Source organism: Ensifer sp. ENS06, assembly GCF_014852205.1.
Classification (GTDB): Bacteria; Pseudomonadota; Alphaproteobacteria; order Rhizobiales; family Rhizobiaceae; genus Ensifer; species Ensifer adhaerens.
The window spans coordinates 146,818-166,590 of sequence record NZ_JACVBC010000004.1 but is presented as its reverse complement, the minus strand read 5'-3'; the positions used below and the strand labels follow the sequence as shown (position 1 = coordinate 166,590).

Genomic DNA, 19,773 nt, shown 5'->3' with positions numbered 1-19,773 from the left:
CCTCCGTCAGTTCTGTTGATCCGCGAGGTGGTTTATAATGTCGTCACACAACCGCCCCTCCACGATACGATCAAACGCAGCGAACATCGGCTGCGTATTGATCTCTAAGAAATTGAAGTCCCCGGTATCATCAAGCATGAAATCGGACGCACTGAAATCTATTCCGAGTTCATTGCAAAGTGCTGTGAGCGGCAATTTAATCTCGTCTGGAACTTCAACAGCACTAATTTTGACGTCATGCGAAATTCGGTAGTCTACATCTGGGCTCTCCAGCCTAAAGGCCGATAGCTTTCCCGCGATGTTATAAACGCGCATTTCCGGCCGCAGGAGACGGTGTTGGATGAAGCGCGGGAACTCATCCAGTTTGTTTCGAGGATGACAATCTGAGAGCAAGGTAGTGTAGGACCCGCCAGCAACCGGCTTTTGTATCCAAACGCAAGAGTCTGGCAGAGTTGCAATGTTTTCAAAGGGCCGGCTCGCGACGATCGTCCTCGGAATCTTGAGTCCCAATTTTCGAGCGCATAATAGATTTTGAATCTTGCTATTTTCGCTCATATACGAGCGCCGATTGAAGCCCCGTATTTTATCTTGACTGAGAGCCCAGCCTCGCACGGCATAGTACCAGTTCAGCGCAGCGGCCTGGGCTTCTGCGCTCTTGATGGCCTGCTGCAAGAAGACATCATGGCGAATGAAACAGCTAGATGGATTCAGGGCTCTTCCATTCACCACCAACACTTCGTCATCGAGGTCGATGACGATACGTGGGATCAACTCCGGACCGAGCAGAATGTCGAAATACGGCACCCCTCGTTCTAGGATACGTTTCAAAAGTCGACCAATATTTTGGTCGAGCTGTCCACCGGCAACGAGCAGCAATGTAAACTTCCCACTGCTTACATCTTGTCTTCTTCACCAACTGCCTTTGTTGTTACGTCTGGATCCTCTTCTCCGATAGCCAATGTGGTGACCACATTGGTCTCCTCGCTCAGCGGAAGTGTCGTAATTGGAGGATCTCCTTCTCCGACTACCATGGTTCTCGGGCCACCTCCCATAGTGTCGATCGGATCTTCTTCCCCTTTTGCAAGGGTGGTCAAAGGGGGATCTTCCTCTCCTAGCGCCAGAGTTGTGATGGGTGGGTTTTCTTCGCCTACTACTAGTGTCGTGTATTTGCCATTGCTCATTTTCGCCTCCCCGACAAACGTTACTTTAGAGTACGCTTAATTAAATTCCCGTCAAGCGTGTAATTGTGACCCAAGCCGTTTTCATAAAGTGCGCTGTCGCGACAAACGATCGTACCCTGCATGATAGCATTCCGAGCGCCTGCAAATGCGCGCGAAAGACGGAGGATGGTCTAGAGACTGCAAAGAAGGTTCGGCCCCATGACCTCGTTTATGATTTCCGAGGCGCAACCAGCCGCACCTGAATGAAGCGGGGAACTCCAACTCTGGTCGTCCAAAAACCTGGGTTCAAGAGCCGCCAAGGCTCCAATCGCAGCCTGATGAAACCGGAGTGGCAGGTCAATGGGTCCATGATGAGCCAAAGGAAGACCGTAGAGGTGAACCGCCGCCGCCCACCAGGACTAAATCGCGCTCTGACGAGCCAGCAGATTGGTCGTTTGAAACCATCTAGGCTGCTGAACATGGACGCTTGCCTGACCAGCACTGAAAATAAATTACCTAAGCAACACCGGCAAGAGCTGTATGAACAGGTTCCGGAATGCCGGTTCAAGAAAGCCCGGATATTTCTCGCCGATCAAACAATCGACTGGAGGTGTCACGGCGGCTGGCTGGGGAGTCCAGCCAGGCGTTAGCCCGCTCACTTCGAGCAGCAGCTTCCGGCGGATTGCGCTCGCAAAGTCGCGCGCCTTGCGCACGGGGATAATGAACGAGCCGCCGCCGCCGATGGCACACTCCGCGTAATATTGGTCGAGCGGAACGGTGGAATTGGTGGATGACCTGAGACCCTGATCTTCCTCCAATTTTTGGTAGAGTCCGTCACAACGAGGAGACGGGCATGAAGCATTCACGGTTCACGGACGAACAGATTATCGGGATTTTGAAGGAGCAGGAGATCGGCTTGAAGACGGCCGATGTCTGCCGCAAGCACGGTGTATCCGAGGCGACCTTCTACAAATACAAGGCGAAGTTTGGCGGCATGGAGGTTTCCGACGCCCGCAAGCTGAAGGCTCTCGAAGATGAGAACGCCAACCTGAAGAAGCTGTTGGCCGAGACCATGCTGGATAATGCCATTTTGAAGGATGTTGCCGCAAAAAAATTTGACGCCCGATGTGAAGCGGGATGCTGTAGCTCATGTCTGCGAGAAGCATGGTGTGAGCCAGCGTCGGGCGTGCGAGGTTTTGTCCATTGATCGGTCGAGCGTGCGGTACCGCAGCATCCGGCCCAACGACGGTCATATCCGTGAAGCTATGAAGATGGTGGTGTCCGAGCGCCGTCGTTTCGGTTATCGGCGCATTCACGTCATGCTGGATCGGCAGGGGATCGTCATGAACCTGAAGAAGCTCCGGCGTCTCTATCGGGAAGAGAAGCTGATCCTGCGCAAACGTGGTGGTCGCAAGCGTGCCTTGGGCACGCGACGGCCGCATGCCAATGAGCGCTGGAGCCTCGACTTCGTCAGCGACCCTTTCACGGATGGTCGTCGCTTTCGGGTTCTGGCTGTCGTTGACGACTTCACCCGCGAATGCCTGGCGCTGGTCGCCGACACATCGCTCTCAGGGCTGCGGCTTGCACGGGAACTGGATGCCATCATCGCCCGGCGCGGAAAGCCACGGATCATTGTTTCCGACAACGGCACGGAGATGACGAGCATGGCCGTTCTCAAGTGGTGCCAAGGCACGCGCGTCGAATGGCATTACATCGCACCAGGCAAACCGATGCAAAACGGTTTCGTGGAAAGCTTCAACGGCAGCTTCCGCGACGAATGCCTCAACGAAACCCTGTTCTCACCGCTGGCACAAGCGCGGACAGACATCACCGAATGGAAGGAGGACTACAACCGAAAACGACCACATTCCTCACTGGGCAATATCACGCCCAATGACTGCAATGAAAATCGCTCTGGAAAAACAGGCCGCATGAGGCCAGATTGAAAACCAAAGACTCTCCCGAAAACTGGAGGGAAGATGGGTCTCAGGTCAAATCGACCAAAGAAATGTGAGAGGTTGCAAGCAGTCACGGGTGATGATTTTGAGCTGTTAAAAGCGCATCGATCCGATCAAGGAAACGCGGTGTTCTGTCCCACGACTGCAGGTAAGATCGTTCCGACCTCACCGTATTTGCGCGCGATACGGTATGTCTGCCAACCTAGGCCTTCGATCAATGGCGTCGTCTCGTATCGCGTGATAATAGTTTGAAAAGGGCAATCCGGCCCCGAGAGATAGGTGGTGTAGTGTTCGAAGCCAGCCTCGTCAATCGCAAAGCCGTTCCATTCCATAATGAGCAGCGCTGGAGCAAACGTAGAAACACTCCGGGCCTGGCTGATTGCGAATTCCAGCAGAACTCGGCTTCTTTCACCACCTGAAAGCGCGCGATACCTTATTCTGCCTCGATTGGGAATGCGGCAATAAAGGTTATCTTGCCATTCGCCCTCATCACTTTCTTCGTGAACAAACTCGGCCGACTCCACAAAGGATAGCCCCGTGACTAACCCGGCCAGGGACCGAACGCTTACGGGATCCAGTTTCAAGACATCACTGAACAGTTGAAGATCGTCGCGATACTTACGCTCGCCCTTGTCCTCTACAAAGACGACTGCAACGCGATGATGGTTAAAGGCAACCTCTGTCTCGTTCAATTTAATCTGCACTTTGCCGTCACCTGTGCGGACCGCAAGCCTGTGCTCACTCAGCACATCGAACTCAATCGTGTATGCGAGCTCCGTCGGCTCCAGCCAACGCGAAAGATGCTGTGGGCTATCGATTACCGAGAACCACTGGCAAAGCGCTGTCTTTCCCGCGGAATTACCGCCAATTAGAAAAGTTGTCTTGCCGAGTTCGACGGTCGTACCGGGCTCAAACAGCGCCGACCGTTCGATCCGCAATTCGCGAATGAACCCAAACGCGTTGGTCCGACCGCTGTGCTCGTAGGCGATACGAAACTCGTGCAACGCTTTCCAGCTCTTCAGAACCGTAGCGGGATAACGAACACCGGTATTCTTGTCGATCAGATCAGAGTGATGACCGCACATCCAGATGCCATTGCTTGCATCTTTGAGCTCCTCGGGCTCTAAGCCGCCCTGACCGCGGGGTCCAAGCTCAGAGGCACTATAAATATGGGCCGCTTGCCCCGTCTTCTCAACTTGATCCGGTTTCAGGCCCGGACCGACAGTCAGCCGGTCACAATGCGGCGCAGAGCACCGAAAAGCCGCGCGGTGCGCCAAGATGAGCCTAGTATTTTCGCTGAAATTCGATCGAGACATTCTGTGCGTTTCTCCGTTAGCTCGTCACTGCTTGAAACAATTCTCGCGATGCCAGCGCAGGAAATGTGGATGCGGCCTCTCAAATGCCCGCGTCGGCACGATCGCCCGCCCGGTCTTGTTGATCAGTCCTAGAATGCTGTCTGGGTCGTTGGCATGCCTGGAAACCAAGATGTCGAGGTCATCGGAAAGGCTGATCAGGCCGCGATCGAACATCCAGTGCGCCGTGCCGGACAGAGCGATACCATTGGTCAGGATATCCGGCCCTTTCGCCTCAACCGGCCGTATGTGCGCTGCATCGACTTCGGCGCGCCCACCGCCGTTGATGAGCTTCAGGCCAGTGATTGCACAGCGCTTGTCGTAGGCCTGAACGACGAGGCGGCGGAACAACCGGTCACGAACAATCCGTGACGAGAGCTGTGTGACGCGGTTGCGCTCTTGCTCGAACACAAACGGCGTTTGAACGCCTTCCCCCAGTCCTTCAACCGAGATCCTAGTGTCCAATTCCCCGGTCCGCGGCAACTCTGGCTCTTGCTCGTCAAGACCACTGCCGACGATACGGTTGAAGTCTGCGTTCGAAATAGGCCTTACCGCAGACTGTGCCCTGCCCGATATCTTGCCCTCTTCGTTTAGAACGCCCCGCTCAACCACACCGTCTGTTCCGCTGAAAGGAACCGGATTGATGAAGTCGAGATAGCTACCCGGTTCGATGAGCGCGAGATACATGCCCGGCGCCTTTGGATCTGGGATGATCTCGGCCACCTTGGCGACAGCGAAATAGCCCCGCGTCGCCGCAACCTTCCGCGGCTCATAGTAGATGATCCAATCGCCAAGGCAGGCCCGCACCCGTCCAAGATATTGGCTTGGAAACTGGTACTGATCTGCCGGGCTGTCGTCGTAAATCGAATCTGAGCGATGAATGAAGACCCCGAATCCCATGATTGACGCTTAGCACAGCCGGAGCGTTTGCCGATACGATTTCACACGCATCTCCGGGTCGAATTTAGAGTTCGTTTACCACATGGCCTTAGCAGGCCACGCCCCGGCACCCGTGCCGATCAGCGATACGAATTCTGGATCTCATGAAAACCCAATCTGCTTCATCACTTCATTTTCAGCGTAAGATTTCCGACTTCTGCGATGCCCGCGTCGCGCCACTTGTTTCCGGGCGGACCCTAGAAAACATCAAGCCCTATCTCTCCAGCTTGATCCTTTACCGCAAACATCCGCCGACGCGGATGGGCCGGATCGATTGGCAATCCGTTTCTGACGTCTGCGGCTTGGAAGATGAGATGTCCCCCGCGCTCAAAAAGGGCCTGCAATCCGGGCTCGAAGCGATCATCCGCTGGATCGATCAGGAACGACCTGTCGAGCACGACCGGCCGACGCCCACGCCGCCGATCGAGAGCCCCCGCCGCGCTACCCGCGAACCTATTGTGAAGCAAAGCAATACGTCGAGCGCAGCACGACTAACACCGTCGACGCGGCCGAGGGCAAAGCCAGGTGTTCCACCAAGGGCGATCGAGGAGCATCCGGCGCCTCTCTTCGATTGGACTGAAAATCCGTCAGATTTCCAAGAAGCGCTGAACTACCAGATGCGCCGACACGGTGACACGTACTGGCATCTCCACCGGGCAGTCGCCGGCGACCATGAGACCTTCGATAATAAGACACTGCTCAGTTGGACGAACGGCACACGCGTCCCAAGGTCGACGGACAGTTTCGAGATCCTCGCCCCTCATTGAGGAACGTTATCGGCTCCCTAGCGGATACTTCAAAGAACGGCTGCCACATCAGTCACGATCAGTATCCGGACATGAGTTCGAGAGTGACGTCAGTCCTGCCGAGCGGCGGCGGCTCGCCTGGCACCTGCCGGATGACTTCAATAGCCTGCCCTTCAGCAAGCGCGAGGAGATCATCGATTGGGTACGCCGCGTGATCATCTCCGGCACGACCGACTATCGACGCTTCCAGGCAGCCGCGATCCGGCAGCGATATGCCATTCGCTTTCCTGGCATCTCTTATGGAAGCTCGCTTTCTCCGCGACTTGCATCGAACAACATGGAGTGGAGTAGAGAATCCGATCACGTGGCGATTGACGATCCGGACCTGCTTGCTGGTGTTGTCGATGCCCCTCCCCGGCTCGCCATGGAGATGGCAAACCTCGTACGCTTTAAGACGGCGACCCTGACGACGCTCGGGTTCCAGCGCAATGGCGTCTGGGGAGAGGAGACGGCTGCACAGAAGATTGAGCATCTGGGCCTCATGTTCGGCGCCCTGGCAGCTTCACCTAAGAGCGCGGTCAAAGGCTATGGTGTGCCGCTCAGCCAGCTGACCTTTGGTCTGCTTGTCTTCCCGGGGATATGGGATTGGTACCTGCAGTGGCGCGAGAAGCGGCGTGGCTTCTACACCAAATGGGAAGAAGACATGCTGAGCGTGCTTCTCGGCATGGTTCGGCCCGAAACGGGTTGGATGTGGCAGCATCCGGAACTCGTCCAGAACACCAAACCAATCCCCGGTCTCGTGACAACTGCGGAGATCGCTGCGGCGCAGAAGGACTGGCATGCGTCGTGCGACATCGTCTTCAAGCATGCGTCGCAACGTTCGAGGGAGATTCAGCGAGTCGCGGGCGTTCACCGCGATCCCTTCGAGCCGATCATGTCCGTGCTCGAGGCCGATAGTCCGCTCGCCGAGTATCGCAAGATCACCGACGAAATCATCAGACGCATGCCGGATCAAGATCGTTACCCGCGGTCAGCGGCCGAAGCGGTTCGATCCTTCCTGATGTTGCGCCTCGGCCTCCATCTCGGACTGCGCCAGAAGAACCTCAGGCAACTGCTTGTTTGCCCGCGAGGACATTTCCCGACGTCGGAGCGCCGTCTTGAAGACATGAAGCGTGGAGAGATCCGCTGGAGCGACCGCGATGGCGGTTGGGAAGTTCTGATCCCTTCCAATGCCTTCAAAAATGCAAACTCCTCATTCTTCGGTTCGAAGCCGTTCCGTCTGGTGCTTCCGAACCTGCAGGATCTCTATCCCCATCTGAACGCGTATATCGAGCGTCATCGCACCGTGCTGCTCGCTGGCGCCGAAGACCCGGGCACCCTGTTCGTGAAGACGGTCAAAACCAAGACCAAGGATGCGTCTTACGACCAGACGACCTTTTACGAGGCTTGGCGAACGGCGATCCAACGCTATGGGATCTACAATCCATATACCGGTCGCGGCGCCATCAAGGGCTTGCTTCCGCATGGTCCCCATAACGTCCGAGATGTCCTTGCCACGCATATCCTGAAGCAAACCGGGTCCTACGAGCAGGCAAGCTACGCCATCCAAGACACACCGGAGATGGTTGCGAACCATTACGGCCGCTTCTTGCCGCAGGACAAGGCGGCGCTTGCTGCCAGGATTTTGAATCAGGTATGGGAAGCAGCGTAGTCTCCGCAATCTTTCCCGACAACTTGATAGGTGTAGCACCTAGTGCTATATGAAGCGATGTCAGAACGGACTTTCAAAACGGCGTGGTTTTCCAAGGCAGCGAAGAAAGCGCGGATCTCCGACAAAGCCCTTTGCAAGGCGATTGAGCAAGTCGCACGCGGACAGGCTGACGATCTCGGTGGCGGCGTGTTCAAGAAGCGGCTCAACGATAACATGCATCGTTCGATCGTTCTGGCGAAAGCCGGTGAATATTGGGTGTTCGCCTATCTGTTTGCGAAGAAGGACCGCGCAAACATCGATGACGACGAGCTCATGGCTTTCCGGAAGCTCGCCGAACTCTATCGGCGCAAGACGCAGGCCGAGCTTGATACGGAAATCGGGACCGGCGCCCTACTGGAGATTTGCAATGACGACTAAGCGCAAGTTCAAGAGCGATGCCTTTGAGGCGATCCATAGCGCCGTCGAAGATATGTATGCGGCAGGCACCATCGACAAGGAAACTATGAAGACATTTGATGAGACTTGCTTGTCCATCCCGCAGGAGCTGTCGCCGGGTGAGATCAAGGCGCTGCGCGAGAACAACCATGTCAGCCAGCCAGTCTTCGCGCGCTACCTGAACACCAGCGAGTCGACCGTGCAAAAGTGGGAAACCGGCGCCAAGCGGCCGAGCGGCCCCGCACTGAAGCTGCTCGCGATCGTCCGGAAACACGGTCTAGAGATGCTGTCCTAGAAGCACGTTGCCGCGAAAGGCGTCAGCAGGGCGCAATTGAGCGCTTACCTCACCTTCCCGGCCGCGCCAGCGACCGGGCAATATCAATGATGTCGTCCCGCGACGCCGTTGGGTCTTCCTTGTTCCAGGCAACTCCAAGCCCGATCTTCAGATCGACGCCGCGCACGGGCCGAAGCTCGAAACTGCGGTTGGGCAAATACTTCGTCCATTCCGGCGCAAAGCCGATGCCCAGGCCGGCGGAGACCAGCGACACCAGTGAGAACGTGTCGTCGCAGCTGTAGGCGATGTTGCCAGTCAGCCCATGGGTCTCGAACATCTCGGAGAAATAGCGCTCTGAATAGGAAAGGTTCTGACGGGAAAAGGCGATTATCTTCTCTTTCCTCAGATCTTCGATGTCGATCTCGCTTCGAAGTGCCAGAGGACTCGTCTTCTCGACTGCCAGCAGATAGCGCTCATGGGCGATCGAGAAGAAGCGCAAGGAACCGATGTTTTCGACGGGACGAATGAAGCCGAGATTGATCTGGCCGTTTTCCAAGCCGCGGATGATGTCGCTGGTCGAGCCGCTCGTCACATGCAGCGCCACATCAGGAAACTTCCGGCCGATACGCGATAGAAACGCCGGCAGCACGCCGATGGTCGCGGGATAGACGGTCCCGATCTTGATCGTCCGCGCGGCCTTGCCGGCAGCCGACCGCGCCACATCCATCGACAGCCCGACATCGCCGATGATCCGCACGGCCCGATCGTAGAACACCTCCCCTGCCCGCGTCAGCTCGACCCGACGCGTCGACCGATCAAGCAGCCGGACACCGAGCTCCTTCTCCAACGCCTGGATGTGCGCACTCAAGGCCGGCTGGGCGATGCACATGCGTGCCGCCGCCCGATTGAAATGCAGCTCCTCCGCGACGGCTACGAAGAATGAGAGTTGGCGCAGTTCCATGTTCATGCTCCGATTTCGGCCCGCGCAGACGCGAGTGAGCCGCGCCTACGCAACCATTGATACCCTATTTTGGGGTATCCGAAAATCGGTTTTATTGAAGGCGTCAGTTTCTCTAACTGGCGCGCTAATTTGTCTTCGTTCCACGCAATAGTTTACGGTCGAATGATCGACGGGCTCATAGAGGCTCGCAAAGCTGCGAACATCACTCAGGTCGAACTAGGGCAGCGTATTGGCCAACGGCAAACGTTCGTTTCCAAGTTTGAACTTGGGGAACGCCGGTTGGATGCGGCCGAATTCGTGAAGATCAGCCGCGCGATCGGCGCCGACCCGTTTGAAATCATGAGCAAAGCAGAATTGGATTAGCCTTTCCGCCAGCCCCCTCGATAACCTGCGGGCCGTTCCGATCGATACATTATGCGATCTTAAACGCACAGAACGGGAACAAGAGGCGTACACGCGGGTCATAACGGGGTGTACGGGCGCTTCTCAATTGTCGCCCGCTGCGAGCCTACCTCCTCCGCCTTTAGGCGTCCGGAATGGAGAGCGGCTGGACATATTTGTCGATGCCGGCCGGGCGGGGAAACTTCTGGCTTAACAGATCAAGGACAGTCACGCAGAGCCCCAGCGACCACACGCATCTTTCTGAAGTGAAAGCCACTTCCTCGTCACGCGGTACGTCCGCATTATCGTCCTGAATGTGGACCTTGTTCCGGTATCTGCGCAGGGTGTGCAGCTCGTCGTAGATGCCTCCTCCGAGCTCATTGAGAAGGTCGTATTTGCGCATCACATCGATGATGTTGTTGAGCTTGTCGATCTTTTTGCCTTCGATTGCCTGCCTATCGGCTTCAGCGATGTTGGGCACGCCTTCGCGGTTGAAATTTTGCGCGCGATAGATGATTTGCCCAAGCGCCGCCTCGATAATGGCGCCGACCTGAACAACCACGAGCTTATTCAGGCTGCTGTCGCCATTGTGCTCACAGAGGGAGCGCAGCACACCGGCGTTGTAGACGAGATTGTCGCCAACCTTGAAATCGCCGATGAAATTTGAAGGTATCTCGACCACGATATCTGTCTTCCTCGATTATGGGGTAGCTCGCTGCGCCGGACGCGGCTGAACCTGGTTTCTCACCTGATCATAGAGCCTGAGCTCGCCGGGCATGGCGAGCGTGACGGCCAGACCGAAAGGCACCAGATCGTCAATGGGGGAAGCCGGATCAGGCTCTCGTTGGATTTTCAGGCGCAAATTCATGCCGTTGGCGACGACCGCGGCCTGTCCCCCGCTCCACACCCGCGTGAAGACGGTGCCACGATTAGTCTGGTTGCCATCCGGTTGCCACGCATCCGCCGAAACGGCAAGGCCATCGATTTCGGCTGGATCGAGGATTTTCATCCTGACAGCGCGATAGGATTTCCGACCGGGAATGACCGGTGTGAACCAAGCCAATGTGGCTGACACCGAATGAGCACGTGCCTGCCCGCCGATCGCAGCCGGAATCGGCACCAGCACATCGACGCTTCGCTCGCGACCAAGTGACCCCACGCACCAGAAGGTAGCGCGGTCCGCAGCACAGGCGACCGCATCATCGCTGTCAAACACGCCATAGCCGAGGAAGCGGCGGATGTTGTCCTTTTGACGCGGAGCCTGGCCCTGCCCAAATGGCCCGAGAAGTTCTTTGACCAGGCCGGCCGCCGCATTCGGCCAGCGCGCCGGGTGCACAAGCAGGGCCTTGATGAGAACAGCCCGCTGCACATTCGTCAGCTGGAGGAACTCCTGACCGTAAGCGGCCTCAAGGGCATCGTGAATGCGATGTGCTGTGCGAGAGGCCAGCGCTGTTGCCGCACTCGTCCCGTTTGTGAACCCCTCGGCATTCTCAAGGCCAGCACGCGGCGGCGCGGCAACTTTGAGTCCCGCTCCTCGACTTGCGCTCGCCGGCGCGACCGTGATGTTCTCCGCGCTCGCGACGACGCGAAGATGCTCTCGTGCACCCGGCATCAGAATGTCTGGCTTTACGGAGCCCGCAAAGCCGGGTCCTAAAGCGCTGGACGGATTGGCTGTATCGAGCTCGGAATAAGGATTGACATTTGCACGCGTCAATGCCCGGTCAGCGGCAGGCACCCAATCAAGATTGCGTGCGCCGATTGTCAGTCCATTGATCGTTTCCGATGGAGACAACAGCCGGCGGTCGGCGACGAGATCTGCGACCGCGTTGATAACACCGCGTGCGCGCTGATCGGCGTTGGCATCCTCGAACGCGACCCTGTTTGCAAAGGCGGCCACAGGAAATTGCGCCGTGATATTGCCGGCACTGACGAGGAACAGGATGCCGAACCGGAACGCCAGCCTGTCGAGAAGTCGTGCCCAGGGCGAAAGCTGCCCGTAAAATGGCCGTCTGACATTTCCGAGCGAAATGTTGGCGATGATGACGTGCGGCGCCGACGGTTGATCGCCAGTACGCATACGCATGACCGCCTGATAGATCAGGTCGATGATCAGCCTGTCCGGAGGAAAGCGGTCATTGTTACCGAGCACCGGTATGCAGTGCACCTGACGGGGCAGCGGCGGCTCCGGCCTGTTTCGGTCTCCGTGAACGATGAGGGAGGCCATGGCCGAGCCGTGGAAGCGTTGCGAGACAAGCGCGCCCGGCTCGAGCCCGAAGTGATCTTCGACGCTCAGATGATGCTGGAGCAAGGAGTGGCCAGCGACCGGGACACCGTCGAGAAGCGCAAGGATCGGGTCTGCGGTGACGGGTCCCGGGGCGGGAGCGGGAGCAGCTTGCAAAAGATCATTGGACTCAATCCCGGTGACGACACTCTGCGGGCGTATGTGCATGATCGGCTCGACACCGGCCAAGCTGCCGGGAGCACGCTCGACCACAGTTCGAACGGCCGCGACTGGCAATTCGGCGAGGATAGCGTGGTAGGCGATGTCGTCCAGCCGGGCGCGGCTGAGAAGCTGGCCGCCGCTTTGCCGGACCGCAGCGGTGACCGTCGCTTCACTGATCGCCCCGGCTTCGGGCGACGCACGGAACACGAGTTCGATTTCGAGAGGAACGAGTTCGTCATCCTCCCGACCTTCGATCTCCTCAACCAGCACATCCGCATCCAGGGATTGGACGCGATCGGCCGGCCCCCAAACACGAAGGTCACGAAGACAGGCGAAGACGTCCCGCCATGGGGTAAATCCTTGTGGTAGAGCTCTGCCTCCTACCCATGTTCGCCAGAGAGATTCAATCTGCTGGAGCGCCCGCAAATCCGGAACGAGCAGGTAGGCGACGGGTGCCTTGTCCTCATCGTTCGGCAGCTCCTCCTCGTCGATAAGTTCGAGACCCCGGACATTGGCAATCGCTCGGGCAAAGGCCGCAACGCTTCCCTTCACTTCGAATACGAGGAGTCGCTCGGGCGCCAACGCCGCTGGATCGGCGCGAAGCGCGAGACCCGCCGGATCGCGCTGCAGCACCTCTGTCAGGCGTCGAAATTGCGGGCCAAAGCGCTGATTCTGGTCAGCGGTCGAGTTTGGTTGAGGGCCGCGCACGACGGCTTGTCGGCCGGGTGCTCTTGGCTGCGGGGCGCTCGGATGCAGTCTCAATATCGGCTTGGTCGGATCGCTCGCCATTCAAAACCTCGGGGCTAACTCTTGTTGCCCAGAGGTCCACTTCTGAACGAAGTGCATCGTCGATGGAAAGCTCCCCCAAGCCCAATATCTGTCGTCTTCGCACGTTTTGGCAGAAATCCAAAGCCTCTGCAAAACTTACGGTACCCAATTTCTTGGCGATCGAATTCGACGCAGCCTTGGGCGTATCGGGCCATTGCGAAATGATGCGGTCGAGGAAGTCCCCGATCCTCTGCCGGTCGGGGGCTGGGAAGGCCAGCCGCATCTGGAAGCGCCGCCAGACTGCCCGGTCCAGCAGCTCGGCGTGGTTGGTCGCGGCGACCACGACGACGTAGCTGGGCAGTTGGTCGAGCTGCATCAGCAGGAACGAGACCACGCGCTTGATTTCGCCGGTCTCGTGGGTATCGCCGCGCTCCTTGCCGATTGAGTCGAATTCGTCAAAAAACAGCACGCTCGGCCGCGTGCGGACATAGTCGAAGAGCTTACTAAGGCGCGCATTCGTCTCGCCGAGGTAGCTTCCGATCAGGGCATCGTATCGTACAACGAAAAACGGGAGCCCGAGGGCCTCCGCCACAGCCTCGGCAAAGGAGGTTTTGCCGTTGCCTGGTGGTCCTGAGAGCAGAATCCGATGGCGCGGCTCATAGCCATGAGCGCGCAAGACGTCGGCGCGCGTGTGTTCTTCGATGAGTTGACGGCCGCCCTGTTCCACCGGAAAAGGAAGCATCAGTTGATTGAGCTGAAGTCGCGGCTCGAGTTCGAGTATCGTGTCCTTGCCGGAACCGGCAGGGCTGGAGGCGGCCGTCAGCGCCGGCGGCGTGACGGCGACCGCTGAGAGGGCCCGCTCAAGTCGATCGGCGACGATGTGGTGGTTCTGTGCCCGCTCTTCGGCGACGAGCGCTTCCGTGGCAGATTTCAGCATCGCCCGATCGCCAGACGCACCGGCGCGTACAAGGGAAATGAGAAGGTCGCTTCGGGCCATGTCGGTCGTTTCTGAAGGGTTTTGGACTTAAACTCGCGGCAACGCGAATCGTAACTCAAATAGTTGAAAAAGTCTTCTCACGCCTGCCGGTCGCAGGTCGCAGAGCAGGTCTATACATGACTTTATGGCTTCGCCACCAGCCCGCATGGAATCGTACTGTCCCCGGTCACAATTGCCTTTTTTCCAACAGTGTTCAAGATTAACGGCAAAACGAACGCCGCCGCTATAGGCCTCCTAGGCCGTTCGTATGCAATGAGCCCGAAGGTCCTGCTGGATATGTATCATCGGCGACCTGGACGTTTATTGAACGCTAGACGTGGAGGCTTTGGCAGCGAGGCACAAGCGCGTTGCGGCGCTTATGCCAAAGCGGTTAAGAGATTGACGTTCAACCTCATCGCTGAGCCGCTTCCAGGGAAAGTGGCGCGGGGCTTTTGTCAAAGCGCAAGCCGATCGCGTCAATCTCGAGGCGATAACCATAGATAGCTGCAATCAGGATTGCAGCCACGATGGCAATTGGCGTCGCGACCGCGAGTGCGGGAATGCGCACGAAGAAGGTGAGCCAGGTCATGCTGCGTTTTCCTTCTCCGGCGGGGGCGGCGGAGGGACGATGACCGATGCCTGGGCCGCTGTCGCCGCCGCTGCAGCCGTAGCAGCGGCCGCCTCGGCCTGCCCGATTTCCCGCACTGCCTCGATTTCGCCGTAAGCACCGACCTCGACGAGCCGATCCAGGAACCGTCCGTAAAGGATATCCTGGACCTTGCCTTGAGTTCTCATCCACTCAACAGCTGCGTTCGGATTCACCAGCAGGATGTAGTGAAACTCGCCCGACGCACCCGGCTTGGTCTGAATGAAGAGGAGGTCTCGCAATTGCCGCATCCGTTTCCGCCACGTATCGACCGCGCGCTCACCGATAAACCCTGCCTCTGCTGCAAAGGTGGCAGGGTTCTCAATGGTGATGACGGGATGGTCTGGTGACCGCGCCCACAGACAAAGCAGGGTGTGCCCAGCCGGTTGCCCCTTTGTCTGAGCATCGATGATCTGCATTACCACCGGCATCGTGCGCGGCACGGTGAAGAAGCCATCGTTTGTTTTGCGTGTCCAAATCCATGCTGGGTGAAAGTTCGGGAAATGAACATCCATCTGTTGCTGCGCACGCTCCGCCATTTTCATGCGTTTCGCGCTTGCTTGTCTACCGTTGGCCATATCTTTGTTTCCTTTCGACTTGCCGTCGACAATGCTTCAAGCAAGCGTCAGGAACAATGATTGGATACGCTCAGCTTCGCGCTATACAATGGGATGAATCAGGCTATTCGACAATAGGCATTAACGCGATTTCACGCTGTTATAAGATCGCAATTGCGCGATATCGCGCAGGTCGTTCAATTTTTCGATGCCAAATCAATCGTTTGTATTTTTTTTGGTGTGCTCACCGTGTTCCCGTGCTTCACGTTCTCTTCCGTGCTCACCGTGCTACTGGGGTTTCAAAGGGGGCAGGGGGTAGGAGTGGAGCAGTGCGGTCACGCCATTCTCTTGGTCGACAAAGTTCAACCTAACGGAAGTTTCGAGCCTTCACCTTCAGCGTATCGATAATGAAGATCCGGCGTGAACATGTCCCTCGGCTGTAGGACAGGCCCGGGTGCATCACGCGGATCCGGGCCGACTCCATGAGCGAATTCGTCTCCCCTACCTTCATCTTGAAGGGAGTTTTGCGCATCGGGGTATATTTCCTCCCGGCGACTTGGAGGGAAGAGAAGGAAGTACGCCTACTTGCAAAGCGCTTCCAAGGAGGCGGTGCACCGGTGACTGGCCTATCCCTATAGACAGCGACAATAACACTGCATCACTCTCGCTGAAGGAAATTGCCGTCCGAAAGCTCGATCCGGCCATCGTGCGATCACGATTTACCGGGGATGAGATCGATTCAGCCTGGCAGAGAGCCTTCGTCGATATCATCCGTAGGATCTGACGCAGGGATGTTCTAGGCGCCAGCAGCCCCAAACATTAGGTGGAAGTTCGAGGATCGAACCGACCTAAACATAGAACTTAAACGGTTGCTTTTTTTTGCCTTTCGCCGCCGATCCCATGGTGAGGACATCGCCGACCATGCGGGCAAATCGAACGGTGACCGGCAAGCCATCGTTGAAGTTGCATGAGTTGTAATTGATTTTTGTAAGACCCATGATGTCGGCGAGAACGTTGCGAATATCGGGCTTTTTTTCCTTGCTGCGCGTCACGGTTATATGCAGCGGATTTGGTGTCTCCGGTCCAATGTAGGTATCAAGCTGCGGTACATAACCGGTCGTCCAGATGTATGCGGTCTGCGGATCCAGAATCAGTGCGGTGCCGCGGAGAACAGGGTAGTCGCCATCTCGAAACAGCTTGGTTTCGCCTCCCGTGGAACGAATCCGCACGCCAACGACGTTTGTCCCCGCCGGCGCGGCGTCTGCGAAGGCATTCCATTCCTCATCGCTGAAATACGTCTGCCCGTGAATAAAAAGCTCTTTTGGGGGTTCTCCGTGCGTGCTGACGTAGCTTTCAAGAACGAGCTTGAGGAGATCCTTGGCGGCCGGACCCTTGAGATGGTAATCATAGTCGCCTGTTTTCCATGGCCCGTTCGCTCCGCGAAACACTACGCCGTCGCCTTCATTCAAGAACATTTGCGCTGCGCAACAAGCATGTCCATCGGGATCATTCGGGAGGCTCTTATAAACCATGCCGAGATAGCACACTCCCGGTCTAATGGTTGACAGACGCCACGGTGGACGAGGCTGGGTTTTGTAATAGAGCCCCGTCGCAAGGTTCCATGCGACGGTTGCACGATCCTGAGTTTTCCTTACCGGATAGCCGGCTTTGTTGAGGAAAGCCCCCGGGGCAAGGGTCGTATCACGAATGAGCTGTGTCGGGGCGATGTTGAGAAAATCGGCCTTAATGCGACGATGGAAATCCGGCACGTCGTCGAAGATGGTTTCGTCACTCTGATCGATAACGCCAGCGAAAAGGGGCAGGCTTTCGCGCCTCTTCTGTCGCTTTCCGAAGTCACCCAACTCGGTAGGCAGACCAGTGCGCTTCGAGTTCGGCCGACATCTTTCGTAGACAATTTCCGGAAGGACGAGCACCCAGATATCGACTGCCCGCTCCTCATTATGCAGGTACTTATTCACCCGATCGATATAAAGACGGGAGACCTTGTCGACTGCTTCGTGCTGGTTGGTAACCCTGGTTGCGCGGTCGATGTCGGAAAGCGGGATCGAAAGTGCGCTCACCTCATCCGGATCATAGAAGATCCCGAATGTCTCCTCGAGACCCGGGAAGTTGGCGAGGTGTAGTCGGTTAGCCTTCTCGCCCTTGCCAGGCGGTGGAACCTGAACGATCGACTGTAATTCTCGGCTCCAGGTTCGGAAATGTGCGATCCCATCACTGGTGCCAATAACCCCGACACGGATCTCTTTCGCCTTCTTCGCCTTCGCATGTGGCCCGTAAAGGTGAAGTCCATCTTTTGGATGTGCGCTCTTTTGATCAAACGCAAATTCCAGGTCCGGCTCTCGGATATGGTCAACCTCGAGCGAGCGCTCCGGAAGCTTCATTCGTCACCCTCCCCATCGCTGTCAGGTCGTCCTAGAGTGCTTTCATCCGTTTCCTCAGCATCGCTATCGAGTTCATTCGGAAGCAGTGTGCTCACTGGAGATGAGAACAGCATCGGCGTTGCCTCAAGAACGACGCTGGCCGATTCAGACAAAGGAAGCCGGACGAAGGCAGACTCGCCAGAAAGCAGCTCGAGGAACGCGAGCATGCGGCCATACCATTGCTTGTTGCGCCATCCCTTACAAATGGAGCGTCTGAGTCGATGAAGTTTCTTCACGTCATCGATAGCGACGCCCGCTGGTGTGCCATTGTCTTGAGAGAAGAGCACTCTAGACTTTAGTTTGACATGCCAGAACGGCCAGAAGGCAGGCATCGCCGTCACCCCGAACTGCCAAATGTGGCCCTTCGAGGCATTACGCAGCATCGATGATCGCTTTTTCTCGGCCTGATTACCCCACGGGATGCGCTTTCCGGTTGGCGCCAGTTCAGGAGAGGCGTGGAAGCCAACTGCATTCGAATAGCTGTACTCGACGAACCCTTTGCGCTTGCAGTAGTTCGACCACGCCGTCTTGAGCATGGCGATAACGAGATTGGCAGCGGTCTGGCGATCGATGCGTAGTTTTGCGAATCCGCTTTCAGTGAACGCAACGAGCGGAATTTCATGTTTTACTTCAAAGCGACCAGCGGCCTCGAACGCCATATCGATTTCCGGCGGCTCACCGAACGCCAGAAACCCCGATGCCCCGGCCAAAGCACACGGGTGGCCATATCGTTCGATTGCGCGTTGCAGACGATTATTGTCGATCACGCCGGAAGCTTCGTAATACCGGATGACATCTGGCGCCTCGGCTACCCGTAACCAGTTCGAGGTAAGGCGCTCCGGCTCGTCGACTATGGGGACAGCGCCGCGGCGGCGAAAGATCTCCCAGTTTGGATTGATCTGCACCTTGTCGAAATTGCGTGGAACCTTCTGCCTTTGCAGAGTATCGAGCAGCTTGATCAAGCCGCCTCCCCAGTTCCTGACAAAATCAACGGGAATTGTGTCTCCAAGCCCCTTGATCTTTCGAAATGTCTGCAGGCGCAACGGGATTACGAAACGCTGGTCGCCGAGTTCCTTCGCCAGCTCCAGGGCTATATCGAGGTCGTCCTCAACGTTGCTATCGGCGAGAGTGGTATCTCGACAAAAAAGGAGAACTTTGGCAGCCCGGTAACGAAGTGCGGCAGAAATCTCTCGTCTCCAGCGATCGCCGGGTTGAAGCGTAAGGATATCGGCAAACACCTGATAGCCTTCGGCTTCAAGCTTGGGGGCGAGCCACAGCGTGAACTCATCGTCGACAGTCGCGCCCTTGATCAAGAAAATGGTATCGCGTTCAACGGGCTCAGTTTCACCTCCCTGCGCTGACGAAGCGGGAGGCATCAACCTCGCCAGCGGAGCCGGCACATCGACGGGAGCCATGGCCTGACGAACGACCGAGGTCAGAATCTCTTCAAGTACCGCGGTGCTATGAGCCCAAAGCTTCTGGTGCGCCTTCTGAATACCGGGGTATGAACGAAGCAAAGCGTTGAGATCGTCCAGACCGAAAATATCGCCTGGGCTCAAGAGCGCTGGCCCGACGATATCCGCAAGCGTCGCTTTGTTTGCAGGGGTCAGGGCCACTGAAGTGGTGAGAATGTAACGTTGCGGCGCAAGTCCGTCGATCGAAGCGCGCTCGTCGCGCATCTTCGATTTTAGTTTTGTCAAACCTGACCGAAAGTAATGCTTGGCCTGAAGGATGATTGAACCATCCGCCTTTGCGTGACGTCCATCCATTCCTTCGTCTGTGCCGGCGGTGAATGCCTCAAACCGAACACCAAGTTCCGCGCCGACAAGGTCGCGGCTCAAATCTTCGAAATCGTCGGGAGACAGTGTCGCGAAATCATACTTCATAATATGAAAATGGGTCTGCGAAATACTGGCCGTCAAGACAATTAGTCAAGAGTTTGCCGACGTCCGGGAGTTACCAACAACTCATAATAATTCACGATATCGCGGATCACCCAGATGGCCGTCGTGGAAATAAATAATC

The 19,773-nt window shown here is 57.0% G+C and carries 16 protein-coding genes and 2 pseudogenes; 5 read left to right on the top strand and 13 right to left on the bottom strand.

Features of this window, described 5'->3' with window-relative positions; genetic code table 11:
* Positions 1-6: 6 nt before the first annotated feature.
* The 3 genes and pseudogenes from IB279_RS17615 to IB279_RS17605 form a co-directional block, all read right to left on the bottom strand.
* Entirely contained in the window at positions 7-876 is an 870-nt protein-coding gene (locus IB279_RS17615) for a hypothetical protein (RefSeq protein ID WP_192339433.1), read from the bottom strand.
* Positions 877-893: 17 nt separating this feature from the next.
* Positions 894-1,181, bottom strand: coding sequence for a hypothetical protein (locus tag IB279_RS17610; RefSeq protein ID WP_192339432.1), 288 nt, complete (start codon positions 1,179-1,181; stop codon positions 894-896).
* Between the two features lie 491 nt (positions 1,182-1,672).
* Positions 1,673-1,942: pseudogene (locus tag IB279_RS17605) on the bottom strand (DUF1194 domain-containing protein); the annotation flags it as partial.
* Between the two features lie 71 nt (positions 1,943-2,013).
* On the opposite strand from IB279_RS17605, the gene IB279_RS17600 reads away from it, so the two are divergent.
* Positions 2,014-3,106 (top strand): IS3 family transposase gene (locus IB279_RS17600; protein WP_375292951.1). Its coding sequence is split into 2 segments (ribosomal slippage): positions 2,014-2,279 and positions 2,278-3,106, totalling 1,095 coding nucleotides; the frame shifts between segments, so codons are not numbered across the junction.
* Between the two features lie 125 nt (positions 3,107-3,231).
* On the opposite strand, the gene IB279_RS17595 is transcribed toward IB279_RS17600, so the two are convergent.
* Together IB279_RS17595 and IB279_RS17590 are read right to left on the bottom strand one after the other, a co-directional pair.
* Entirely contained in the window at positions 3,232-4,434 is a 1,203-nt protein-coding gene (locus tag IB279_RS17595) for a hypothetical protein (RefSeq protein ID WP_192339429.1), read from the bottom strand.
* Positions 4,435-4,458: 24 nt separating this feature from the next.
* On the bottom strand, positions 4,459-5,370 hold the full coding sequence (locus tag IB279_RS17590; protein ID WP_192339428.1) for an HNH endonuclease: 912 nt from the start codon (positions 5,368-5,370) through the stop codon (positions 4,459-4,461).
* A gap of 143 nt (positions 5,371-5,513) precedes the next feature.
* On the opposite strand from IB279_RS17590, the pseudogene IB279_RS17585 reads away from it, so the two are divergent.
* The 3 genes and pseudogenes from IB279_RS17585 (at position 5,514) to IB279_RS17575 (ending at position 8,596) form a co-directional block, all read left to right on the top strand.
* A pseudogene (locus tag IB279_RS17585) lies at positions 5,514-7,866 on the top strand (hypothetical protein).
* Positions 7,867-7,923: 57 nt separating this feature from the next.
* Positions 7,924-8,283 (top strand): type II toxin-antitoxin system RelE/ParE family toxin, encoded by a 360-nt coding sequence (locus IB279_RS17580; protein WP_060586641.1) that lies wholly within the window; start codon positions 7,924-7,926, stop codon positions 8,281-8,283.
* Positions 8,273-8,596 carry a DNA-binding transcriptional regulator gene (locus IB279_RS17575; RefSeq protein ID WP_192339427.1) on the top strand — a complete coding sequence of 108 codons (324 nt, stop codon included), beginning with the start codon at positions 8,273-8,275 and terminating at the stop codon, positions 8,594-8,596. Before IB279_RS17580 ends, IB279_RS17575 begins: the two co-directional genes overlap by 11 nt.
* Positions 8,597-8,645: 49 nt before the next feature.
* Here IB279_RS17575 and IB279_RS17570 read toward each other — a convergent pair whose 3' ends face one another.
* Positions 8,646-9,536 carry a LysR family transcriptional regulator gene (locus IB279_RS17570; protein WP_192339426.1) on the bottom strand — a complete coding sequence of 297 codons (891 nt, stop codon included), beginning with the start codon at positions 9,534-9,536 and terminating at the stop codon, positions 8,646-8,648.
* Between the two features lie 162 nt (positions 9,537-9,698).
* Here IB279_RS17570 and IB279_RS17565 point away from each other — a divergent pair, with 162 nt between their 5' ends.
* On the top strand, positions 9,699-9,899 hold the full coding sequence (locus IB279_RS17565) for a helix-turn-helix transcriptional regulator (RefSeq protein ID WP_192339425.1): 201 nt from the start codon (positions 9,699-9,701) through the stop codon (positions 9,897-9,899).
* 160 nt (positions 9,900-10,059) lie between these two features.
* On the opposite strand, the gene IB279_RS17560 is transcribed toward IB279_RS17565, so the two are convergent.
* From IB279_RS17560 to IB279_RS17530, 7 genes are all read right to left on the bottom strand, one after another.
* Positions 10,060-10,599 carry a hypothetical protein gene (locus IB279_RS17560; RefSeq protein ID WP_192339424.1) on the bottom strand — a complete coding sequence of 180 codons (540 nt, stop codon included), beginning with the start codon at positions 10,597-10,599 and terminating at the stop codon, positions 10,060-10,062.
* Between the two features lie 18 nt (positions 10,600-10,617).
* The gene (locus IB279_RS17555; RefSeq protein ID WP_210338653.1) at positions 10,618-13,149 is read right to left on the bottom strand and encodes a S8 family peptidase; all 2,532 of its coding nucleotides are present in this window, start codon (positions 13,147-13,149) and stop codon (positions 10,618-10,620) included.
* Complete coding sequence (locus tag IB279_RS17550) at positions 13,037-14,065, bottom strand: AAA family ATPase (protein WP_246801999.1); 1,029 nt, start codon at positions 14,063-14,065, stop codon at positions 13,037-13,039. The genes IB279_RS17555 and IB279_RS17550 overlap by 113 nt, the downstream gene beginning before the upstream one ends.
* 451 nt (positions 14,066-14,516) lie before the next feature.
* A complete protein-coding gene (locus tag IB279_RS17545) occupies positions 14,517-14,693 on the bottom strand; it encodes a hypothetical protein (protein WP_192339422.1) in 177 nt (58 codons plus the stop codon).
* Positions 14,690-15,328, bottom strand: coding sequence for a hypothetical protein (locus IB279_RS17540; RefSeq protein WP_192339421.1), 639 nt, complete (start codon positions 15,326-15,328; stop codon positions 14,690-14,692). The genes IB279_RS17545 and IB279_RS17540 overlap by 4 nt, the downstream gene beginning before the upstream one ends.
* An 827-nt stretch (positions 15,329-16,155) precedes the next feature.
* On the bottom strand, positions 16,156-17,709 hold the full coding sequence (locus tag IB279_RS17535) for a hypothetical protein (protein WP_192339420.1): 1,554 nt from the start codon (positions 17,707-17,709) through the stop codon (positions 16,156-16,158).
* Entirely contained in the window at positions 17,706-19,670 is a 1,965-nt protein-coding gene (locus IB279_RS17530) for a toll/interleukin-1 receptor domain-containing protein (RefSeq protein WP_246801998.1), read from the bottom strand. Before IB279_RS17530 ends, IB279_RS17535 begins: the two co-directional genes overlap by 4 nt.
* Positions 19,671-19,773 lie beyond the last annotated feature (103 nt).

Coding starts and splice junctions, on each gene's coding strand:
- IB279_RS17595 (WP_192339429.1), bottom strand. CDS start 4,434: ATGTCTCGATCGAATTTCAGCGAAAATACTAGGCTCATCTTGGCGCAC.
- IB279_RS17610 (WP_192339432.1), bottom strand. CDS start 1,181: ATGAGCAATGGCAAATACACGACACTAGTAGTAGGCGAAGAAAACCCA.
- IB279_RS17580 (WP_060586641.1), top strand. CDS start 7,924: ATGTCAGAACGGACTTTCAAAACGGCGTGGTTTTCCAAGGCAGCGAAG.
- IB279_RS17565 (WP_192339425.1), top strand. CDS start 9,699: ATGATCGACGGGCTCATAGAGGCTCGCAAAGCTGCGAACATCACTCAG.
- IB279_RS17570 (WP_192339426.1), bottom strand. CDS start 9,536: ATGGAACTGCGCCAACTCTCATTCTTCGTAGCCGTCGCGGAGGAGCTG.
- IB279_RS17535 (WP_192339420.1), bottom strand. CDS start 17,709: ATGAAGCTTCCGGAGCGCTCGCTCGAGGTTGACCATATCCGAGAGCCG.
- IB279_RS17575 (WP_192339427.1), top strand. CDS start 8,273: ATGACGACTAAGCGCAAGTTCAAGAGCGATGCCTTTGAGGCGATCCAT.
- IB279_RS17545 (WP_192339422.1), bottom strand. CDS start 14,693: ATGACCTGGCTCACCTTCTTCGTGCGCATTCCCGCACTCGCGGTCGCG.
- IB279_RS17540 (WP_192339421.1), bottom strand. CDS start 15,328: ATGGCCAACGGTAGACAAGCAAGCGCGAAACGCATGAAAATGGCGGAG.
- IB279_RS17555 (WP_210338653.1), bottom strand. CDS start 13,149: ATGGCGAGCGATCCGACCAAGCCGATATTGAGACTGCATCCGAGCGCC.
- IB279_RS17550 (WP_246801999.1), bottom strand. CDS start 14,065: ATGCTGAAATCTGCCACGGAAGCGCTCGTCGCCGAAGAGCGGGCACAG.
- IB279_RS17590 (WP_192339428.1), bottom strand. CDS start 5,370: ATGGGATTCGGGGTCTTCATTCATCGCTCAGATTCGATTTACGACGAC.